This is a genomic window from Nonomuraea sp. GTA35 (genome assembly GCF_041950525.1).
Classification (GTDB): domain Bacteria; phylum Actinomycetota; class Actinomycetes; order Streptosporangiales; family Streptosporangiaceae; genus Nonomuraea.
In genome coordinates, this window is record NZ_JBGNUV010000005.1 from 647,156 (window position 1) to 668,353 (window position 21,198).

Here is a 21,198-nt window from a genome sequence, read left to right on the forward strand (position 1 = left end):
ACACCGGAATAGCCGCACCCGGATGGCCGCACCCGGATGGCCGAGCCGCTCTACACCCCGGCGGTGACCGGCTCCCGCCGCTCCACCTCCGCGGGCTCGTCCTCCTCGTGCCCCTCCACCGACAGGTTGGGCAGGATCCGGTCGAGCCACCGCGGGCACCACCAGTTGAGCCGCCCCAGCAGCACCATCGTGGCCGGCACCAGGAACCCGCGGATGATGGTGGCGTCCACCGCGATGGCCACGGCGAGCCCCACGCCGAACGTCTTCACCATGGCGTCCGGATAGGCGATGAACGCCACGAACACCGCCACCATGATCAGGGCGGCCGAGGTGATGACCCGCCCGGTGGAGCCCAGCCCCTCGGCGACCGCCTTCGCGTTGTTCCCGTGCCGCAGGTACGACTGCCGCACCGCCGTCAGCAGGAACACCTCGTAGTCCATCGACAGCCCGAACAGCACCGCGAACAACATCAGCGGCACGTAGCTCTCGATCGGCACCGAGAAGAAGATCGTCTGCACGAACGAGGAATTGACCGGCGGGTCCATGCCCACGAGCCCGCTGCCGAGCCCGATCGAGAACACCAGGGCCAGCGCCCCGAACGCCGCCCCCAGCGACACCAGGTTCATCACCGCCGCCTTGATCGCGACGATCGGCGCGCGGAAGGCCAGCAGCAGGAGCAGCGCGCTGAGCAGCACCACGACGCCGATGACGAGCGGGGTGCGCTCGTTCATGCGGTCGCCGGCATCGGTCAGGCCGGCGACCTTGCCGCCGACGTGCACGTCGACCCCGGGCAGGGAGATGGCGCGGACGTCCCTGACCACCTGGGCGGAGCGTTCGTCGCTGGGCGCGTACTCGGGGATGGCCTGCATCAGCACCGAGCGGCCGGAGGCGTTGAGCTTGGGGTCGGACACGAACTTCACGCCGTCCACGTCCTCCACCTCGCGGGCGAGGTCCTTCACCAGCGGGTCGTCGGCGTCGGGCACCTTGGCGGGCAGTTCGGCCACCACGATGAGCGGGCCGTTGAAGCCGGGGCCGAAGCCGGTGGCCATCAGCTCGTACGCGCGCCGCGGCTCGGAGCCCTGCGTGCCGTACCCCTCGTCGAGCGGGCCGAGCTGGAGCGCCAGCGCGGGGGCGGCGAGGGCGCCGAGCACGATGGTGCTGCCGATGAGGACCCGCCACGGGCGGCGGGCCACCCACGCGCCGAGTCCCGCCCACCCGGAGCCGGCGGCGTGGGATCCTCCCGCGCTGCGCAGGAGCGGGACCTTGAGCGAGTTGACGCGGTGGCCGAGCAGCCCGAGCAGGGCGGGGACGAGCGTGACCGAGGTGAGCACGGCGGCCACGACGGAGATGCCGGTGACCCAGCCGAGCGTGGCCAGCAGCGGGAACCCGGCCAGCAGCAGCGCGCTCAATGCGATGATCACGGTGCCGCCCGCGAACACGACGGCCCCGCCGGAGCTGGCCACGGTCCTGCGTACGGACTCCACCACCGGCACCCCTTCGGCGAGCAGGCGGCGGTGGCGGGACAACAGGAACAGCGCGTAGTCGATGCCGACGCCGAGGCCGATCATCGTGGCCATGATGCCGGCCTGCTTGGGCATGTCCACGACCCACCCGAGCAGCCCGATGATGCCGAGCCCCGAGGCCACGCTGATCAGCGCGGCGAAGATGGGGACGGTGGCGGCGACGAGCGTGCCGAACGCGAACACGAGCACCAGCAGCGCGCAGACGATGCCGATGATCTCGCTCGGCCCCGTCTTGATCTCCTTGTCGGCGGGGGTCGAGCTGTCGGCCGGCACCACTTCGAGCCCGGCCTCCCGCGCCGGCTCCGCGGCCTTCGACAGCTCCTGGGTGGTCTGGGCGATCTTGTCGCTGTCGTTGCCCTCCAGGCGGACGGTGATGAGGCCGATCTGCAGGTTGGAGGAGATGCCGCCGGCGCGGAACGGGGTCTCCACCTTGGTGACGTGCGGCATGGTGCGCAGCCGGTCCATGGCCCGCTCCACGGCCTTCTTGCGCTGGTCCTCGATGAGCGGCCCGTCGGCGGAGTAGAGGAGGAGCTGCACCGTGCCGCCGGCGGCGTAGCCGGTGCCGAAGCCCTCCTTCATGAGGTCGTGGGCGCGCTGCGCGTCGGTGCCCGGGATGCTGGCGTCGCTGTTCGTCGGGCTGGGGAAGGCGAGGCTGCCGCCCATCAGGGCCGCGGCGGCGATCATCCAGGTGATCAGTACGATCCAACCGTGCCGCGCGCACCAGCCACCCAGCCGTCCCAGTAACCGCGTCATCGCTCAGCTCCCACTCGACGGCCGTCCTGTACGGTCGTACAGGACATACGATAAAACGGGAGTTGTCCGGGAGGCTCGCTCCCGCAGGGAAGTGAGACGATGACCACATCATCCGACGACACCCGCACCCGGATCCTGGCGGCCGCCCGAGAGTTGTTCGCCGAGCGCGGCTACGCGGCCACCTCCCTGTCCGACATCGCCGCCGCGGTCGGGCTGACCAAGACCGCGGTCGCCTACCACTTCCATCCGAAGGACCGGCTGGCGCTGGAGCTGCTGTCCCCGGTGGCGGGCGACATGCTGGCGCTGCTCGACGCCCCGTACGCGAGCCGGGCCCAGTTCGTCGAGGCGCTGGTGGAGTTCGCGGTGCGCTACCGGTCGGTGATCCGGCTGTTCATGGAGGACCTGGCCGCGGACGACGCCACGACCGCGCCCGGCTCCGAACGCGACCAGATCGGCACCTTCCGGGACACCATCTACGCCAAGCTGGTCGGCGACGACCCCGGACCCGAGATCAGGCTCAAGAGCTGGGCCCTGCTCGGCGCGCTGCAGTGGGGGGCGGTCAAAACCATGGACCTGCCGGAGGAGCAGGTCCGTGACGTCCTGCTGGAGATCGCCAGAGCCTTCTGAGGGCTTCCGCCCGGAGTCCGGACGCCGGCAGGGCCGACATATGAAAAGGGGTGACCCATGGGGGAGGCGACTCGGATGGTGACGCTCGCCGTGGTCGGGGCGGGTTCGAGGGGAACCTCCTACGCCCGCCACGCCACCTCCACCGGCAGGGCCCGGGTGGTGGCGGTGGCCGATCCGCTGGGCAGCCGGCGCGACAGGTTCCCGGACGCCGTGCCGTACGCGGACTGGCGGGAGCTGGCCGCGCTGCCCCGGCAGGCGGACGCGGTGGTCGTCGCCACGCAGGACCGCGATCACGTCGAGCCCGCGGTGCGCTTCGCCGAGCTGGGTTACGACGTCCTGCTGGAGAAGCCGATGGCGGTCTCCGAGGACGACTGCCGCGCCATCGTGGCGGCGGCCGAGCGCTCGGGGGCGGTGTTCGCGGTGTGCCACGTGCTGCGCTACACGCCGTACACGCGGGCCTTGAAGGCGCTGCTCGACGGGGGGCGGATCGGTGAGATCGTCAGCGTCCAGCATCTGGAGCCGGTCGGGTGGTGGCACCAGGCCCACTCCTACGTGCGGGGGAACTGGCGGCGGGCCGACGAGGCCACGTTCATGCTGCTGGCCAAGTCGTGCCACGACCTCGACTGGCTGGTCCACCTGACGGGCAAGCGGGTCACGCGCGTCTCCTCGTTCGGCGGCCTGCACCACTTCCGGCCGGAGAACCGCCCGGAGGGCGCCGCGGACCGCTGCCTGGACTGCTCCGTCGAGCCCGGCTGCCCGTACTCGGCCACGCGCATCTACCTCCCGCTCGCCGGCGAGCACGTCTGGCCGCTGTCCGTGCTCACGGACGACGTCTCCGAGGCGGGGGTGCTGGAGGCGCTCAGGACCGGCCCGTACGGCAGGTGCGTGTACGCCTGCGACAACGACGTGGTCGACCACCAGGTCGTGAACCTGGAGTTCGAGGGCGGCACGACCGCGTCGTTCACCATGACCGGGTTCACGCCCGCGCTGCACCGGCAGACCCGGATCTTCGGCACCCGCGGCTCCATCGACGGCGACGGCGACCGCCTGACCGTCCACGACTTCGTCACCGGCCGCTCCTGCGTCGTCGACACCCGCCCGAGCGGGGACGGCACGGCCAGGGGCGGGCACGGGGGCGGCGACGCGGCGCTGGTGGAGGCGTTCCTGACGGCGGTCGCCACGCGGGACCGCGCGCCGATCCTCTCCTCGCCGGCCGAGAGCCTGCACAGCCACCTCATCGCCTGGGCCGCCGAACGGTCGCGGCTGACCGGCGAGACCGTCTCCCTGGGAGGACAGCCGGGGCACTGAAGTAGCGCAAGTAGCCCCATCAGCGGCACGGCACCCGGAATACTGGGTGCCAGACCTCACCAACGGAGGGGAGCCGCGGTTGCGTACGTGGTTCGAACCCGAGGAGACGGAGGAGTACGAGGCGACCAGGAACGTCCTGATCAGGCGCTGTCTCACCTGGGCTGACGAACACGGCCGCCCCGCCGACGAGCTCCTGGTCGCCGCCGCCCTCGACGCCCGGCACCACAGCCGCGACGGCCGCCTCGCCTACTGGGACGAGCCCCAGATCAGGCGCTACCTGCTGGCCTGGGTCCCGAAATACGTCGTGACCCCCAGGGAGATCGTGGAGATCGCGCCGGAGATCCTCCGCACGTTCCTGCACTACCTCGCCGCCGCCGGCCTGCGCGACCCGCGGGGCGCCACGCCCGCGGCGGCGGACGACGCCATCACCCGCGCCCTGCCCGACTTCCGCAGGGCCCTCGACGACCCCTACCTCCAGGGGCTGGCCAAGTTCTGGGCCCAGACGGCCCTCGACCACGGCAACGACCTCGCCGGGCCGGGCGCGCTGCGGGACTTCAAGCTCGATCTCGACGCCGGCCGCATCCGCTACGACGAGGAGCTGCTCAACAAGCTCCTGGAGGCCCGCTTCACCCGGACGGAGCCGGACCTGGAGGAGGAGCGCGGCTTCCTCCAGCCGCCCGTCGAGCTGCCGGCGCCGGCGGACCTGGCTGCGGAGGCCGCCCGCAGCACGACGGTGCGGCACCTCAGCACGCTGGCCGGCTGGGCAGGCGAGGCGGGCCGCCCCCTCACCAGGCCGGGCAACCTCACGCTCGCCGACGCCCGCGAGCTGTCGGCCCTCCTGGGCACCGGCGAGGAGGCGCTCCAGGTCCGCAGCTCCGCCGACCTGCCGCGGCTCAGCCTGCTGCTGGCCTGGGCGGAGCGGCTGGGCCTGGTCCGCACCGGCAAGGGCCGCCTCCTCCAGGCGACCGGGGCCGCCCCGCTCCTGCGCGACCCGGCGGCACTGTGGGCGCGCGCCTTCGAGGCCCTTCCCGGCCTCGGCCCGTCGATCACGATGGGCGGCCATGCCGCCGTGCTCGGCCGCTGCTTCGACGAGGTCCTCCCCGCCGTGCTCGACGCCCTGTACGGCATGGACGACCTGCCCGTGGCCCGCCTGGCGGAGACGGTCTGGCTGGCCTGCCAGGAGCACGTGGTCATGGACGGCGCGCCGGAGCGGCTCAAGGACCTCTGGCGCCGCCAGAGCGCCCTCGACCTGGAGCGTGCCCTGGAGGTGCTGGCCGACCTGGGGGCCGTGGAGCTCACCCGCGGCCCCGCGGACGAGCTCTGCTCCAGCGATCTGGACCACGACGACCAGGCGTTGCCGCCGGACGCGGTGGAACGCCTGCGCAGCCGCCTGGCCGAGCCCGACCTCCTGCTGGCCCGCCTGACCCCGCTGGCCCTGCGCTCCGTGCGCGAGCGCCTCCTGACGCAGGGCCGCGACGCCCCCCTGATCGGCGAGCTGGCCGCCTCCCCCGCGGCCGAGCTGCTCGGCGTCCTCACCCAGCACTACCCGGCCCGGGAGGCCGCCGTCGAGCTGAACGCCTGGCTCTCCCGCCCGGGCCAGGACGTCGAGGCGCTGCTGCAGGCGATCCGCGACTGCTCCTTCCGCACCCGGGCCGCCGCCATGCTCGCCGTGCTCGCGGAGGCCCTTCCCCAGGGCGGGGCCCTGGTCCGGCACCTGCGCCACGACCCCGTCCTCGCCCCCACCGCGCTGACCTTCCTGGTGGACGCGGGCGAGGCGGACCCGGCGGCGCTGGACCAGCGGGAGCACCTGCTGCTGGGTGCGGAGAACTTCCTGACGCTGCTGGAGCTCGGCGGGCCGGAGGTCCTCGTCGAGCAGCTCAGGTCGATGGCGGGCAACGACGCGTACGAGCTCGCGGCGGCGGCCCTGGACTCGGGCCACCACGACGTGGCCGGCCTGGCGGAGCTGCGCGAGCTGGTGGCGGAGCCCCTGCGCGAGCGCCCCCTGCGCCTCATCCCGGGCACGGGCACGGGCACCCGGCCCGCCCGCAGGAAGCGCCGGCCCTAGGAACCCTTCGGCAGGCCGAGGTCGCGCAGGCTCTCGGTGGACGCCACGATCGCCCGCAGGCCAGGAGACCATACTTCAAGCGCTTGGGGTCAAACGGCGAGCGCCCGGCGCAGCGCTCCCGCGAGCTCCTCGATCTGCCGCTGCGACACCTCGGCCGACACGATCGCCTGCGACCCGTGGAAGGTGCCCGGCCACTGGTGCAGCTCGACGGACACGCCCGCCCGCAGCAGCCGCAGCGCGTACTCGATGGCCTCGTCGCGCAGCGGGTCGAACTCGGCGGTGGCGACGTAGGCCGGCGGCAGGCCGGACAGGTCCTCGGCCCGCGCCGGGGCGGCGTACGGGGTGGCGGGCCGCGAGCCCATGTAGTGCCGCCACGACGTGGCGAACTTGTCGCGGGTCATCCAGGGCGTGTCGGTGAAGTTCCGCTGGGACCAGGTCTGCTGCCGGTCGTCGAGCCCTGGCTGGTGCAGGAGCTGGAAGCGGATCGGCGGCCCCTGCTCGTCGCGCGCCCGCAGCGCGACCCCGGCCGCGAGCCCCGCGCCTGCGCTGTGGCCTCCGACGGCGATGCGGGCCGGGTCCAGGCCGAGCTCGGCCGCGTGCTCGCTCGCCCAGGTCAGCACGGCGTAGGCGTCGTCCAGGGCGGCGGGGAAGGGGTGCTCGGGTGCCAGGCGGTACCCGACCGAGATCACCACCGCCCCGGAGAGGTCCGCGGCCCGGCTGGCCCACGGGTGCTCGGTGTCCAGGTCGCCCATGACGAACCCGCCGCCGTGCAGCCAGACGACGGCGCCCTGCGCCTGGCGCGGGCGGTAGATCCGTACGGGCACCTCGGGGTCGCCCGGCACCGTGCGGTCCTCGATCACCAGGTCCTGGACGCCCACCGGCGGCACCGCGCCGGCCAGCGCGGCGAGCTGCTTGCGGGCGGCGGCCGGGTCGGACAGGTCGGCCGGCGGAAACAGCGGGATGAATGCTTCGAGTTCGGGATCCATGCCGGCCATCCTGCCGCCCGCCCCCTTTCCGATCATCCGCCAACTGTCGGGCCTTCGCCCCGGTTCGCGCGCCGATCGGCGCATATGCTCATGGTCATGGAGGCACTGGCCCTGCGGCTGTCCCAACTGGACCGGCTGGCCGAAGGCGCGATCCGGGTCGTCATGTTCTACGACACGCTGATGCGGCGGCGGGTGGATCTCCCGGCGCTCGCCCGCGCCTCGGCGGTCCTGGCCGAGTGCGTGGCCGGCATCCGGCTGCACGGCACGGGGGAGGTGATCCGCATGACGCCCGGCGGCACGCGGGCGCCGTCCGGCCCGGCGCTGCCCGCGTCCACCACGATGCCGATCACGCTCGACGAGGAGGAGATCGGCACGGTGTGGCTGGAACGCCCCGGCACGCCGAACCCCCTCGACGAGCTGCTGCTGGACCGGCTCGCCATCGCCGCCGCGGGCGTCGTCGAGAGGTACGGTCCGGCCCGCACCACCATGGCCGACCCGGCCCTCGTCGAGCTGGCGATCAGCGCCGACACCGACGAGGCGGCCGGAGCGCGGGCGCTGCGGCTGCTGGGCTTCGCCGCCGGCCTGCCCGTCCGCGTCGTCGCCGTACGCTCGCCGCTGCCCCTCGACCAGGTCGGCGGCCTGATCTGCCCGGCCCGCCCGGTGAAGGCCGCGCAGCTCGGCGACACGGGCGTCATCCTGGCCACCACCGTGGACCGGTCCGGCTTCCCCGCGGGCGTGCACGCCGGCATCGGCGCCGCCGGGAACCCGCACCGGTCCTGGCGGCAGGCCGGCACCGCTCTGCGCTTCACCACCCCGCGCGAGCCCGTCATCCGCTACGACGACCTGGGCGCGCTGGCGCTCCTGGCCGAGATCCCGCAGGACGCCGCGCAGGACAACGCCGACGTGGCGGCGATCGCCCGCATGGCCGGCAACCCGGAGGACCTGGAGACCCTGGACGTCTACTGCGCCACCGGCTCCCTGCGCCGGGCCGCCGACCTCCTGCACCTGCACCACAGCAGCGTCGCCCGCCGGCTCGAACAGATCGGCAGGACCCTGGGCATCGAGCTCACCGAGCCCTCCGGGCTGACCAGGACCAGGCTCGCCCTGACCGCGTGGCGGCTGCTGCAGGCCTGACCGCTCAGGCGGGGCCCAGCTCGATGACGACCTTGCCGAACGGCGAGCCCTCCCGGTAGTGACGGTAGGCGGCCGCCACGTCGGTGAAGGCGCGGTCGATCACCGGTCGCAGCCCGTGGGCGGCGACGGCCGCGCACATGTCCTCCAGGTCCGTGCGGTGGCCCACGAAGACGCGGCGGAGCGTGGCCAGGCTGGAGGCGTACGCCTCGTGGGAGATCTCCAGGCGGTCGCTGGTGGCGTCGCGGGTGATGAGCACGACCACCTCGCCGTAGAGCGCGGCGGCCCGTACGGACTGGTCGACGGTGGCCGGGCCGGCCGTGTCCACCACCAGGTCCGCGCCCCGGCCGCCGGTCAGCTCGCGCACCCGCCCGCCCCAGTCCGGCGTGGCGGTGTAGTCGATCACGTGGTCGGCTCCCAGCGCCTTGAGCCGGCCGGCGTTGCCCGCGCGGGAGGTGGTGACGATCACCTGGCAGCCCAGCAGCCGGGCGAACTGCACGGCGAACAACGACACGCTCCCCGTGCCCAGCGTCACCACCGTCCGGCCCGGCGGCACCTTCGCGCCGCCGGTCAGCGAGGTCCACGCGGTCAGCGCCGCGCACGGCAGCGTCGCCGCCTCCGCCCAGCTCAGGTGCTCCGGCACGGCCACCGCCGCCTGCTCGTCGAGCAGCGCGTACTCGGTCAGCATCCCGTCCATGGTGCACCCGGGCTGATCCACCAGCTCGGGCCGCAGGCGGCCGTCGTGCCAGCGCGGCCAGTACGAGCCCATCACCCGGTCCCCCACCCGGAACCTCGTCACCCCCGGCCCCGCGGCGACCACCTCCCCCGCCCCGTCGCTCACCGGGATCACGCCCGGGCGGGCGGGCAGCGAGTAGGCGCCGTCCAGGATGAGCAGGTCGCGCTTGTTGAGCGAGACCGCGTGCACACGGACCAGGACCTCGCCCGGGCCCGGCTCGGGCACCGGCGCCTCCTCGGGCACGATGTCCGGCCGTTCCAGTCGATAGGTACGCATGCCGGAATCCTCCAGATGCGTACGGAGATCCGGCAATTCCCGGCAGGGAATCGTGCTCTACGCCGCCGCCCTGACGGCCGAGCCCGACGCGGTTCCTTCCCGCACGACCCGGCGGCGGCGGGCGGGCAGCCCGAACATCGGGTTGGCGACGCCCCAGGCGGCGCCCTTGCAGATCAGCTCCTTGTAGACGGCGGCCACCCGGCCGGTCAGGGCCGCCGGCACGGCGCGGTCGTCGGCGGTGACGTACTGGATCAAGCCCTCCTTGCGGCCCAGCGAGATGCACTGGTTGAAGTAGCGCAGCGGCGCGTGCGGGAGCTTCCCGCCGGTCAGGCGGGCCGCGATCGCGTCGGCGGCCTGCCAGGCGGTAGGCAGGCCCGAGGCGCACGACATCCGCAGCGGCTTGCCCCCCGGGCCCGCCACCTGGGCCGCGTCACCGATGGCGTACACGTCCGGGTGGGAGACCGAGCGCATGGTGTCGTCCACCACGATCTGGCCGGTGCCGCCGAGCTCCAGCGTGGTCGCCCCCGCGATCGGGTGGACCGCGAAGCCGGCCGTCCAGACGGTGACCGCCGCCGGGATGCTCTCGCCGCCGGCGGTGGTGAGGCGGTCGGGTCCGACGGCGGTGACAGCGGTGTGCTCGTGCACGGTGATCTTGAGCTTGCGCGTGACCTTCCGCAGGTGCTCGCGCCCCTTGGGGGAGAGCCAGTCGCCCAGGGCGTCACGGGCGACGAGAGCGACGTCGAGGTCCGGACGGGTCTCGGCGATCTCGGTCGCCGCCTCCACCCCGGTGAGGCCGCCGCCGACGACGACCACGCTCTGCCCGGCGCCGAGGCGCTCCAGGCGCTCGCGCAGGCGGGTCGCCCCGGGGCGGCCGGCGATCTCGTAGGCGTGCTCGGCGGTCCCGGGGACGCCTTGGGGGTTCCAGGCGCTGCCGAGCGCGTAGACGAGCGTGTCGTAGGGGAGCTCCTCGGCCGCGTCCGCGCCGTGCACGTCCATGACGGTGACGATCTTGCGGTCGGCGTCGACGCCGGTGACCTTCGCCAGCCTCAGCTCGACGCCCGTGCCCGCGAACATCTCGCTGAAGGGCCGCGGCTTGAGCTCCTGGCCGGTCGCGAGCTGGTGCATGCGGACGCGTTCCACGAAGTCGGGCTCGGCGTTGACGAGCGTGATGGCGACATCCTGGCGGTGGAGCCGCCTGGCGAGGCGGCCGGCGGCGAAGGCTCCGGTGTATCCGGCTCCGAGGACGACGATGCGGTGCTGCATTTCCTCGCTCCTGTCTTGCGCGGTTTCGCCCCTTGAACCGGGCGGCCCGCCGTTTCCTGACAGGAACGCGGTGTGAAGCGCGTCACACCGCGATCACAACGCCGTGAACAGGGGCTCCCCGTGAGCGCCTGCCGCCCACTGCGCGCTCGCGCGGACGAGCTTGTCGGGGTTGACCTGGTTGCGGCACGCGGCGATGCCCTCGGCGGTGACCTCCAGGCACATGACGGCGACGACCCGGCCGTCCACCACGGCCACCACGGCGGGGTCGCCGTTGGCGGTCGTGATGTGGATCTCGGGTCTCCCGCCGACCATGGCCCGCTTGACCTCGGCGGGCTTGAACAGGCCCCGCAGGAACGTGGCGACCGCGACGGCGCCCTCGAACGCCTTGACCCGGGCCGGGATCTTCCCGCCACCGTCGCCGATCGCGATGGCGTCCTCGGTCAGCAGCCGCACCAGCGGCTCGGTACGGCCACTGGTGGCGGCCGCCAGGAACTCCTCGACGATCCGCCGGGCGGCGGCCTCGTCGATCTCGGTGCGGGTCCTGCCGTCGGCGACGTGCTTCCTGGCCCGGTGGAAGATCTGCTGGCTGGCGGCCTCGGTGATGTCGAGGATCTCGGCGATCTCCCGGTGCGGGTAGTCGAACGCCTCCCGCAGGACGTACACCGCCCGCTCGTTCGGCGACAGGCGCTCCATCAGGGTGAGGACCGCGTACGAGACCGATTCGCGCTGCTCGGCGGTGTCGGCCGGCCCGAGCATGGGGTCGCCGGGGAGCAGCGGCTCGGGCAGCCACCTGCCGACATAGGTCTCGCGGCGCGCCCGCGCGGAGCCGAGCTGGTTGAGGCACAGGTTGGTGAGCACCTTCGTCAGCCACGCCTCGGGCACCTCGATGCGCTCGACGTCGGCGGCCTGCCAGCGCAGGAACGTCTCCTGCACGGCGTCCTCGGCCTCCGTGGCGGAGCCGAGCAGGCGGTAGGCGATGGCCTCCAGCCGCGGCCTGGAGGCGACGAACCGGTCGACGTCGTTCGCGGTCAAGGGCATGGCCCGATCATAGGCGGCGCCGGGATGACCGCCCCTGCCTACCTCCGCGAAGCGGCCCTCGACCGGCCCGGGCCACGGGCGGGCGAGGCGGTGCGGGAGTGGCGGCCTGCGCGTTCTGTCTCGTGCTCGGCCTCGTAGGCGTGGCGGCGTCTCCTGCGGCGGGCCAGGAACCAGCCGAGGACCAGGGCGGCCAGGCCGAGCGGTGTTCCCGCCATGCGGCGGGCCAGCAGCAGCTTGAACAGCTTCCTCATACGCTCGCCACTGCCCGGGGCGGACCGGCGCACGCCTGCCCCGGGCAACGGGGATGTCAGTCGCCGGCGATGGGGCCGGTGGGGGTCTGGGCCGGCGGGGACTCGCCGGGGTCGGGCCCCGGCTGCGGGGCGACGCCGGCCGTGATGGTGATCTGCGCGGCGGCTCCCGCGCAGGTCCCTGGGGAGAGGCTCTGGGCCAGGACGGTGCCGGCGCGGGACTCGTCCTCCACCATCTGCTCCTTCACCTGGACGGCCAGGCCGGCGGCGACGAGCGCGGCGCGGGCGTCCTCGCGCGCCCGCCCGACGACCGAGGGGACGCGGGTGCCGTTGCGGGCCACGGTGAGGGCCACCGGGGCGCCGCCCTGGACGCGGCTGCCCGCCTCGGGCCGGGTGGCGAGCACCTGGCCGTCCGGCTGCTCGGAGCAGGAGCGGGTGACGGCGCCCGGACTGAGGCCGGCGCCGGTGAGGGCGGCCTGGGCGGCCTTGCGCTGCATGCCGGTCAGCTCCGGCACCGGCAGGCCCGCCGACACCTGGAGTGACACCTTGGTGCCCTGGTTCACGACCGTGCCGGGGGCCGGTCTGGCGGTCAGGACCTGGCCGATCCTCTGGGGCGCGTCGCGCTCGGTGATGGCGCCCGTGGTGAGGCCGGCGCGTTTGAGGGCCTTGGTGGCGGCCGCCTTGTCCATGCCGATCAGGGAGGGGATGGCCACCGTGGCCGGGCGGGCCACCGTCGGCGGGTCGGTGGCGGACGCCTGGGGGCCCCGGGATCGTCGCCCGGGCCCGGTGTTCCGCGTCGCGGGTGGCTGGGTCGTCGGGGCCGAGGTGGGCGGCTGGGAGGTCAGCGGGCCGCCGCCTGCTTGCGGGGCCGGAGTGTCGGCGTCGTTCCCGGCCATCGTGGGGATGATCACGACGAGCAGCACGGCGGCGGTCGCCAGCAGGGCCGCGCAGACCGCGATGGCCGCTCTCGGCCAGCCCCGGCCCCGGGCCAGGTCCTCCTCCACCGTCGGCCCGGTGCCGAGGCGGGGGGCCGTGCCGCCGTCCGGCTCCGGAGCGGCCGGTAAGTGGTCGCCGGCGGGCCGCGGGACGGAGGCGGCCGGGGGGAGGCGGTAGGCGCCGCCTGCCGCTCCGGTCGCTTCCGGCTCGGCCATCGGGGACCACGTGCCCGGTGGCTCGTCGCCGGATCGGTGCGTCTCGGGCGAGCGCTGCTCCGGGATCAGGGGCGGCGGCGCTCGCAGGATGTGCGGCGGGGGCGAGCGGAGCACCTCAGGCGGCACGCCCTCGGTCGACTCCCCCAGCAGCTCGAACAGCAACTCCCTGCTGCCGGGCCGGTTGCGGGCGTCCTTGTCCAGGCAGGCCGCCACCAGCGTGCGCAGCCGCCCGTCCAGCCGTCCCAGCTCGGGCGGGGCGGTGAGGATGCGGTGCAGCACCGGCGCCACCGAGTCCTGGCCGAACGGGGCCGTGGCGTTGGCGGCGAAGCACATCGTCGCCCCCCACGAGAAGACGTCGGCCGCGCCCGTGACCGCCGAGGCGGTGATCTGCTCGGGCGCCATGTACGCGGGCGTGCCCACCCCGCGCCCGCTCACCGTGGCCGCCGCGTCGAGGGCCTTGGCCAGGCCGAAGTCGATCACGCGGGGGCCGTCGGAGCCGAGCAGCACGTTCTGCGGCTTGAAGTCCCGGTGGACGATGCCCGCCCGGTGGATGGCCGCGAGCGCCGTCGCCGTGCTCACCGCCAGGCGCTCCAGCGCGCCGCCCTGCCGGGGGCCCGTGAGCGCGACCTCGCGGGCCAGCGACGGGCCGTCCACGTACTCGCTCACGATGTACGGTCGCCCCTCGTCGAACCCGGCGTCGATCACCTGGGCCGTGCAGAACCTCGCCACGTGCTTGGCCAGCTCCACCTCCCGCAGGAACGCCGCCCGCTCGTCCCCCACGGGCCCGTGCAGGAGCTTGACCGCGTACGTCTCCCCGCCCCTCGAACCGAGGAACACAGCGCCCTGTCCGCCTTCACCCAGGCGCCCGGATAGGACGTACTCCCCGAGTCGCTGTGGATCCCCCGTTCTGAGCGGCTGCGCCGTTGGCACGGGCGCCTCCCCTCGCCGCCACCCTTTCTGCTCTCTACTGAAGGCAACGGGCCGCGAACAGTCAACGGTGCTCAGGCCAATCGCCGCCTGAACGTGACACAGCCGGTCAGGATGTACGCGCGACCTTGCCCGAATACGTCACTTCTTCCTCACCCTGCCGTGTGACCTTGATATCCATCTGGTTCACGTCCGAGGTGGGGAACATCCGCAGCGTCCCCGGATAGCACTCCTCGCCCTGAACCTGGTCGAGGGTGAACACCATGCCGCCGCCCGCCCGGCCGAGGCGGCCCGCGCAGTGCAGTTCGGCGCCCCAGCGCATCGCCCCGCCGGTGTCGCCGGTCAGGTGCAGCTCGACGGCGAAGACCCGGCCGGCGGCGAAGTGCTCGGCCGAGCCCGTCCACGTGCCCTCCAGGCCCTGCGCCGCCGTCCCGCGCATCCAGAGCAGGAACCCGGCCACGGCCATCGCCACCCCCGCCGCCACCACGGCCATCTGCCGGCGGCGGACCCGCCGCCGCGCCACACCGCCCTCGGACGCGTCGGCCCGCTCGCGGGCCTCGGCCTCGGCGCGCGCCGCCATCAGCGGCGCGGTGATCGCGGGGAAGCTCGTCGTCGGATCGGGATCGGTGATCACGCCGGGCGCGGCCTCGGCCGCCCCCAGCCCCACCACAGCGCTCAGCGAGCCCGTGCCGGACGGCCTGCGGGCGGGGCCGTCCGTCCTGCGGACCGCCTCGCCGACGGCCGCCATCGCCCCCGTGGACAGCACGTCGCCCTCGACCATGTCCTGCCCGAGCAGCAGCCGCAGCACCTCCTCGGCGTCCGGCCGCTCCCCCGGATCGGGCGCCAGGCAGGCCTCCACGATCTCCCGCAGCCGCCCGCCCAGCGAACCGAGATCGGGCTTGCCGTACAGAACGCGGGCCAGCACCTCCTGATGGGTGTCGGCCGTGTACGCGGGCCGCCCCGTAGCCGTGTAGGCGACGGTCAGCCCCCAGGCCCACATGTCGGCGGGCGGCCCGGCGGGCTCCCCCTTCATCCGCTCGGGAGCCATGTAGGCAGGCGTCCCCATGGGCAGGTGGGTCGTGGTGGTGGCGGTGTCCATCAGCCGCGACACGCCGAAGTCGATCACTCGGGGCCCGTCGATGCCGAGGAGCACGTTGCCCGGCTTGAAGTCCCGATGCACCACCCCGGCCCGGTGGATCGCCCCCAGGGCGGTGGCGGTGCCGATGGCCAGCCGTTCGAGGGAGCCGCCCTGCCTGGGCCCCTCCTCGACCACGAGCTCGCGCAGCGAGGGCCCGTCGACGTACTCGCTGACCAGGTACGGCCGGTCTCCGTCGAGGTCGGCGTCGAGGAGCTGCGCCGTGCAGAACGCCGCCACCTTCCTGACCGCCTCGACCTCGCCCAGGAACCGCCGTCTGGCGCCCGGATCACCGGAAAGGCTGGCATGCAGCAGTTTGACCGCGACAGGCGACCCCTGCGGGGATTCGCCCAGGTAGACGACGCCTTGGCCGCCCTGACCGAGCCTGCGTGTCAGCCGGTACGCCCCCAACTGTTGGGGGTCATCGGCACGTAGCTCGGACATATCCTCCCATTATGCCGCCCGACCGGGGATGCGAGCGGCCCTCCTGCTCAGCAGCCATGGAAGACCTTCCCCGAATCGGCGGCCTCGCTCGCCTCTCACCCGTCAGAGCAGTGCCGCGTACTCGTCCAGCAGGGGCAGCACCACGTCCGCGGGCCCGCTCGGCAGGGTGGCCACCACCTGGGTGATCCCGAGCGAGGCGTAGTAGTCCAGCTTGTCCCGGGTGGGCCGGGTGCCGAAGGGGATCACCTCGCAGGCCTGCGGGCGGCCCGCCTTCTCGCAGGCCTCCCGCAGCGCCGGCAGCGCCGCCTTGATGCCGTGCCCGCCGATCGGCATCCAGCCGTCGGCGTACTCGGCCACCTGCGCGAACAGCTTCGGCCCGGGGGCCCCGCCCAGGTAGACGGGCGGCATCCGGAGGGGCTTGGGCCACGACCACGACGGCTCGACCCCCTCCACGGCGGCCACCTCGTCACGCCACAGCGCCTGCATGGCCAGCACGTTCCGCCTGGCGACCTCGCGGCGCCGCCCGTACGGGACACCGTGGTTCTCGATCTCCTCCACGTTCCACCCGAACCCGACCCCGACGACCAGCCGCCCGCCGGAGAGGTGGTCCAGGGACGCCAGGGCCTTGGCGGTGACGATGGGGTCGCGCTGGGCGGCGAGCAGGATGCCGGTCCCGACCCGCAGAGTGCCGGTCACCGCCGCCGCGTAGGAGAGGGCGACCAGGGGGTCGAGCGTGCGCTTGTACTCCTCGGGCAGCTCACCGCCGCCGGGGTAGGGGGTGCGCCGGGAGACGGGGATGTGGGTGTGCTCGGGCACGTACAGCGAGTCGAAGCCGCGCTCCTCGGCCGCCCTGGCCAGCTCGTGGACCGGCATGGCCAGATCTGTCGCGAACATCGTGACGCCGAGCCTCATATGACACTCCCCACAGCGAACCAAGCGATTGCTCGGTTAAGATTTCCAGAGTACCTTGCAGAAGACCATCCCGCGGAAAGAGGTCCACGGTGAAGTTTTCTATCTTCCTGAATCCCCAAATTCCAGGCTCTGGTTACGCCGCCGAGGAGAACGCCAGGGCCAAGCGCCCGATCGGGCGGGACACGGAGTCGTACCAGAGGCTGCTGCACGAGGTACGGGAGATAGCCGTCCACGCCGACCAGATCGGGTTCGACGCGCTGATGATGACCGAGCACCACTTCCACTCCGAAGGCATGGAGTTCTCGGTCAACCCGCTGATGTTCCTCACCGACCTGGCCGCCAGGACCGAGCGCATCCTGCTCGCGCCGCTCGGCCTCGTGCTGCCCGCGTGGGACCCGATCAGAGCCGCCGAGGACGTGGCCCTGCTCGACCAGTTCTGCAAGGGACGGCTGCGCCTGGGCGTGGCGCGGGGTTACCAGAACCGCTGGATGAACGTCCTGGGCCAGCGCTGGCACGCCGCCGCCGCCCGCTCCGACGGCTCGGCGTCCGACACGCGCAACTTCGACGTCTTCGGCGAGGTGCTGAAGATCATGAAGATGGCGTGGACGCAGGAGACGCTGCGCTACAAGTCGGACGTGCTCGACTACCAGGTGCCCTATCCGTACGACGGCATCGAGGGCTGGCCGGCGCAGGAGTGGACCCGCACGTTCGGCGCCCCCGACGAGATGGACGAGAACGGCACCATCAGGGCCGTCTCCGTCTGCCCCAGGCCGTACCAGAACCCGCACCCCGAGCTGTGGCAGCCGTTCACGATCTCCGACCGGTCGGTCATCAGGGCCGCCCAGGAGGACATCATGCCGTGGATGTTCACCCCCAACCCGGACGACCACGCCCAGAAGGCGAAGCTGTACCAGGAGGAGTCCGCCAAGCAGGGCCGCCACTACAAGCTGGGCGAGCACACCGGCATCCTGAAGATCGTCGGCATCGCCGACACCACCGACGAGGCCATCAACACCTTCGGCCGCAGCATCCCCAAGGACTTCGCCGCCTTCTTCGGCCCGTTCGGCTACCTGGAGGTGCTGCGCAAGAAGGAGGACGAGAAGCACAAGCCGATCTCCCCCGAGAAGGGCGACGCCAAGCGCATGAACGACGTCGAGATGGCCCTGTTCGGCACCCCCGACGACGTCAAGCGCGGCATCCAGCGCATGCTCGACCGCATGCCCGACCTGGAGTGGTTCGGCCTCTACATGCAGGGCCAGCAGGGCGTGCTGCCGCTCGACACGGTCAAGCGCAACCTCGAACTGTTCGCCACCAAGGTCGCACCGGAGTTCCGATGAGATTCTGGCTGGGGGCCTCGTTCGTCGACACCGGCCAGTTCGTGGAGCTGGCGCGGGCGGCCGAGCGGTGCGGGTTCGACACGCTCACGCTCTCCGACCACCTCTTCTACGCCGACTTCGCCTCGCCGTACCCGTACTCGAAGTCGGGCAGGCCCCGCTGGGACGCCGGCACGCACTGGCCGGACGTCTGGGTGACGATCGGCGCCATGGCCGCCGTCACCACCACCCTGCGCTTCTCCCCGAACGTGTACATCGCCCCGGCCCGCGACCTGTTCACCGTGGCCAAGCAGGTCTCCACGGCGGCGGTGCTGTCACGCGACCGCGTGACGTTCGGGGTCGGGGTGGGCTGGTGCAAGGAGGAGTTCGTCGGCACCGGGCAGGACTTCCACACGCGTGGCCGCCGCCTGGACGGGATGCTGCCCGTCCTGCGCTCGTTGTGGGCGGGCGAGACGGTCACGCTCGACGGCCTGCCGCCGCTGTCGATCTGCCCCACCCCCGCCCGGCAGATCCCGATCTTCGTGGGCGGTGACAGCGAGGCGGCCCTGCGCCGCGCGGCCAGGCTGGGCGACGGCTGGATCGGCAACCGCATCTACACCGAGGAGCAGTTCGACGACGTCCTGGACGCCCTGCGCCGCCATCTCGACGCCAACGGCAGATCCCTGGACGGCTTCGAGGTCATCGCCCCGCTCGCGGTGCTCCCCGACGCGGACACGTACCGGCGCTTCGAGGCCAAGGGCGTGACGGGCACGATGGCCGCCCCGTGGTGGCTGGCCACCCCCGAGGAGAAGTCGAGGTACGGCGAGGGCAGCCTCGACCTCAAGCTCGCCACCATGGAGCGCTTCGCCGAGGAGGTCATCGGGAAGATGTGAGCCCGATCACCGAAGGCCCGCCCCGGTAGGGCCCGCGCCCGGCCGGCCGCGTTCAACCGTCCGCCCGCTCAGCCTTCCATACGTGAACGTATGGAAGGCTCCGCAGCGAGGGGTCCAGTATCGTGGCCCGGCCCTGAGCGCGGCCACCCTTTGCACCTGGGTGCAAAGGGTGGACACGCCTACCGGCCCGCCGACAGCAGGTTCCGCCCCAGCGGGGTCATCACGTGCAGCACGGCCGTGCCGTGGCGGTGCGTCTCGATCAGGCCGGCGTCGCGCAGCACCCGCGTGTGGCGGCTGACGGAGGCGGGCGAGGTCGCGGCCCGCTCGGCCAGTTGCGTGGTCGTCGCGCCGCCGTCGATGGCGGCCAGCACCGTGGCGCGGGTCGCGCCGAGCAGCGCGATCAGCGACTCCGTGCGGTTCGCCTCCCAGTGGGAGTGACAGTCGATCGGGTACACCAGCGTCGGCGGCAGGCCGGGGTCCGCCAGGGCGACGGGGACGCGCCTGCAGAAGTACGACGGGACCAGCAGCAGCCCGCGACCGCCGAGGTGCAGGTCACGGTCGAGGTCGTAGTCGACCTCGAGCAGCGGCGGCCGCCAGCGCATGAGCGGCGCCAGCCCGCGCAGCAGGCCGTCGGCGCCGCCTTCGGCCAGGTCGTCCCGCCGGCGTGACGCCTCCGCCGCGATGGCGGCGCCGATCGTGACGCGGTGGGGCTCGATGGCGATGGCGTGGTACGCCCGGAGCGTGGCCGCCAGGTTCATCAGCGTCGCCGTCTCCCCCTCGGCCAGCCGCCGGCCCCAGCCGGGCAGGGGTGACGTGCGGGCCATCGTCTCCATCTCGCGGCGCAGCCGCGTGCGCGGGGTGCCGAGTATCGCCTGCAGTCCGGCGTCGAGCCCCTGCAGCCCATCGGCGGGCGTGATGAAGTCGGGGAAGTAGGGGCCGAACGGCGTCAGCGCCGCCACCACGCGCTCGTAGCGGTGCAGCAGGTGCCCCTCGCGCCGCATCCTCTCCAGCCAGGGGCGCAGGGTCGCCGGTGGAGCGGGGTCGGCGAGCCGATGCCTGCTGAACACCATCTCCCAGAAAGGGTCGGCGGTCTCCGCCAGACGGGTGCGGCGTAAGTCGTCGCCGGTGAAGTGAATCCTGAGCATCGACCCCTCGATCCCCTCATCGGGGGCCCACTCTACGGTGGCGCACCACCATCCGACAGCCGTGCCCTCTTCGCCCCGATCAGGGCAGGCTGCCGGGGACGATAGCCTCGTTGCGTGCTGGAAAAGATCGCAGCGACCCGTTACGTCACCCCGCTGCGGGAGGGCGGGTCGCTGCCCGGCGTCGTCGAGGCCGACGACCTGGGCACGTACGTCGTGAAGTTCCGCGAGGCCGGCCAGGGCAGGCGGGTGCTGGTCGCCGAGATCGTCTGCGCCGAGCTGGGCCGCCGCCTCGGGTTCAGGACCCCGGAGCTGAAGCTCATCGACCTCGACCCCCAGCTCGGCATCCGCGAGCCCGACGAGGAGGTGCAGGACCTGCTCAAGGCCAGCACCGGGCTCAACCTGGCAGTCGACTTCCTGCCGGGCGCGCTCGGCTTCGAGCCGCTGGCGTGGGCGGCGGATCCGCTGTTCGCGGCGCGGGTGGTGTGGTTCGACGGGCTCGTCCACAACATCGACAGGAGCTGGCGCAACCCGAACCTGCTGATCTGGCATCGCGACACCTGGCTGATCGATCACGGGGCCGCGCTCTGGTTCCACCACAACTGGCGCACCGCCGACCCCCAGCGGCCGTTCGACGCGGGCGACCACGTGCTCGCCCCGTACGCGGGCGACGTCGAGGCGGCGGGCACGGAGCTGGCCGGGAAGATCACGCGGGCGCTGCTGGAGACCGTGACAGCGCTGGTGCCGGACGAGTGGCTGGACGGCGAGCCGGGCTTCGGCTCTCCGGGCGAGGTCCGCGAGGCCTACGTCGAGCATCTTCTCCAGCGGGCGCACGGCCCGCGCGAGTGGCTGAGGTTCCAGCAGCCCAAGGGCCAGAAGGCGGGCCCGGGGTCGGTCGGCGAGTTCTGGCGGGGAGGCGGCGGCCGGTGAGCAGGGACGTCTACGAGTACGCGGTGATCCGCGTGATGCCCAAGGTCGAGCGGGGCGAGCTGATCAACGCGGGCGTGCTGCTCTACTGCCAGCCCCGCGACTACCTGTGCGCCCGCGTCGAGCTGGACCCCGGCCGGTTGCGCGCGCTGGATCCGCAGGCCGACGTCGACGGGGTCAGCCGGGCGCTGGCCGCGTACGAGCTGGCCTGCGGGCCGGACTGCGGGCCGCTGGCGGGAGAGTCGCTCGGCGGCCGGTTCCGCTGGCTGACGGCGCCGCGCAGCACGATCGTGCAGGCGGGCCCGGTGCACGCCGGTCTGACCGCCGACCCCGGCACCGAGCTGGCCCGGCTCTTCGACAAGCTCGTCCGCCTCTAGGCCCTCCGCTTCCGGCGCCGAGC

General features: G+C 73.2%; 18 protein-coding genes. 8 read left to right on the plus strand and 10 right to left on the minus strand.

The genetic code is table 11. The annotated features are described in order from the left end of the window. Positions 1-50: 50 nt before the first annotated feature. Entirely contained in the window at positions 51-2,276 is a 2,226-nt protein-coding gene (locus ACBJ32_RS26245) for an MMPL family transporter (RefSeq protein WP_375128946.1), read from the minus strand. A 99-nt stretch (positions 2,277-2,375) separates the two neighbouring features. Between ACBJ32_RS26245 and ACBJ32_RS26250 the strand changes: the two genes are divergently transcribed. The 3 genes from ACBJ32_RS26250 to ACBJ32_RS26260 all read left to right on the plus strand — a co-directional run bounded on the left by ACBJ32_RS26250 (position 2,376) and on the right by ACBJ32_RS26260 (position 6,276). Next, positions 2,376-2,903, plus strand: coding sequence for a TetR/AcrR family transcriptional regulator (locus ACBJ32_RS26250; protein ID WP_375128947.1), 528 nt, complete (start codon positions 2,376-2,378; stop codon positions 2,901-2,903). A gap of 57 nt (positions 2,904-2,960) precedes the next feature. Continuing rightward, positions 2,961-4,211, plus strand: coding sequence for a Gfo/Idh/MocA family protein (locus ACBJ32_RS26255; RefSeq protein WP_375128948.1), 1,251 nt, complete (start codon positions 2,961-2,963; stop codon positions 4,209-4,211). Positions 4,212-4,290: 79 nt separating this feature from the next. Beyond that, complete coding sequence (locus tag ACBJ32_RS26260) at positions 4,291-6,276, plus strand: hypothetical protein (protein WP_375128949.1); 1,986 nt, start codon at positions 4,291-4,293, stop codon at positions 6,274-6,276. 89 nt (positions 6,277-6,365) lie between these two features. Here ACBJ32_RS26260 and ACBJ32_RS26265 read toward each other — a convergent pair whose 3' ends face one another. Next, positions 6,366-7,298 (minus strand): alpha/beta hydrolase, encoded by a 933-nt coding sequence (locus ACBJ32_RS26265; protein ID WP_375128950.1) that lies wholly within the window; start codon positions 7,296-7,298, stop codon positions 6,366-6,368. 60 nt (positions 7,299-7,358) lie between these two features. Between ACBJ32_RS26265 and ACBJ32_RS26270 the strand changes: the two genes are divergently transcribed. Continuing rightward, positions 7,359-8,396: a PucR family transcriptional regulator gene (locus ACBJ32_RS26270; RefSeq protein WP_375128951.1), complete on the plus strand. Its 1,038-nt coding sequence runs from the start codon at positions 7,359-7,361 to the stop codon at positions 8,394-8,396. Between the two features lie 4 nt (positions 8,397-8,400). Here ACBJ32_RS26270 and ACBJ32_RS26275 read toward each other — a convergent pair whose 3' ends face one another. From ACBJ32_RS26275 to ACBJ32_RS26305, 7 genes are all read right to left on the minus strand, one after another. Further along, on the minus strand, positions 8,401-9,405 hold the full coding sequence (locus tag ACBJ32_RS26275; RefSeq protein WP_375128952.1) for an NAD(P)-dependent alcohol dehydrogenase: 1,005 nt from the start codon (positions 9,403-9,405) through the stop codon (positions 8,401-8,403). 57 nt (positions 9,406-9,462) lie between these two features. Continuing rightward, positions 9,463-10,668 (minus strand): NAD(P)/FAD-dependent oxidoreductase, encoded by a 1,206-nt coding sequence (locus ACBJ32_RS26280; RefSeq protein ID WP_375128953.1) that lies wholly within the window; start codon positions 10,666-10,668, stop codon positions 9,463-9,465. Between the two features lie 93 nt (positions 10,669-10,761). Then, positions 10,762-11,706, minus strand: a complete 945-nt coding sequence (locus ACBJ32_RS26285; RefSeq protein ID WP_375128954.1) for an RNA polymerase sigma-70 factor — start codon at positions 11,704-11,706, stop codon at positions 10,762-10,764. Between the two features lie 38 nt (positions 11,707-11,744). Beyond that, a complete protein-coding gene (locus ACBJ32_RS26290) occupies positions 11,745-11,957 on the minus strand; it encodes a DUF6203 family protein (protein ID WP_375128955.1) in 213 nt (70 codons plus the stop codon). 56 nt (positions 11,958-12,013) lie between these two features. Beyond that, on the minus strand, positions 12,014-14,035 hold the full coding sequence (locus ACBJ32_RS26295) for a PASTA domain-containing protein (protein ID WP_375128956.1): 2,022 nt from the start codon (positions 14,033-14,035) through the stop codon (positions 12,014-12,016). A 106-nt stretch (positions 14,036-14,141) separates the two neighbouring features. Beyond that, positions 14,142-15,611 (minus strand): serine/threonine-protein kinase, encoded by a 1,470-nt coding sequence (locus ACBJ32_RS26300; RefSeq protein WP_375128957.1) that lies wholly within the window; start codon positions 15,609-15,611, stop codon positions 14,142-14,144. A 102-nt stretch (positions 15,612-15,713) separates the two neighbouring features. Then, the gene (locus ACBJ32_RS26305; RefSeq protein ID WP_357869804.1) at positions 15,714-16,523 is read right to left on the minus strand and encodes an LLM class F420-dependent oxidoreductase; all 810 of its coding nucleotides are present in this window, start codon (positions 16,521-16,523) and stop codon (positions 15,714-15,716) included. A gap of 89 nt (positions 16,524-16,612) precedes the next feature. Between ACBJ32_RS26305 and ACBJ32_RS26310 the strand changes: the two genes are divergently transcribed. Both ACBJ32_RS26310 and ACBJ32_RS26315 read left to right on the plus strand, forming a co-directional pair. Further along, positions 16,613-17,860 (plus strand): LLM class flavin-dependent oxidoreductase, encoded by a 1,248-nt coding sequence (locus tag ACBJ32_RS26310; RefSeq protein WP_375128958.1) that lies wholly within the window; start codon positions 16,613-16,615, stop codon positions 17,858-17,860. Further along, complete coding sequence (locus ACBJ32_RS26315) at positions 17,857-18,729, plus strand: TIGR03619 family F420-dependent LLM class oxidoreductase (RefSeq protein ID WP_375128959.1); 873 nt, start codon at positions 17,857-17,859, stop codon at positions 18,727-18,729. Before ACBJ32_RS26310 ends, ACBJ32_RS26315 begins: the two co-directional genes overlap by 4 nt. 179 nt (positions 18,730-18,908) lie before the next feature. On the opposite strand, the gene ACBJ32_RS26320 is transcribed toward ACBJ32_RS26315, so the two are convergent. Then, on the minus strand, positions 18,909-19,874 hold the full coding sequence (locus tag ACBJ32_RS26320) for an ArsR/SmtB family transcription factor (protein WP_375128960.1): 966 nt from the start codon (positions 19,872-19,874) through the stop codon (positions 18,909-18,911). A 114-nt stretch (positions 19,875-19,988) separates the two neighbouring features. On the opposite strand from ACBJ32_RS26320, the gene ACBJ32_RS26325 reads away from it, so the two are divergent. Beyond that, positions 19,989-20,801, plus strand: coding sequence for a HipA family kinase (locus ACBJ32_RS26325; RefSeq protein WP_375128961.1), 813 nt, complete (start codon positions 19,989-19,991; stop codon positions 20,799-20,801). Continuing rightward, positions 20,798-21,175: a DUF3037 domain-containing protein gene (locus ACBJ32_RS26330; protein WP_357869789.1), complete on the plus strand. Its 378-nt coding sequence runs from the start codon at positions 20,798-20,800 to the stop codon at positions 21,173-21,175. Before ACBJ32_RS26325 ends, ACBJ32_RS26330 begins: the two co-directional genes overlap by 4 nt. Positions 21,176-21,198 lie beyond the last annotated feature (23 nt).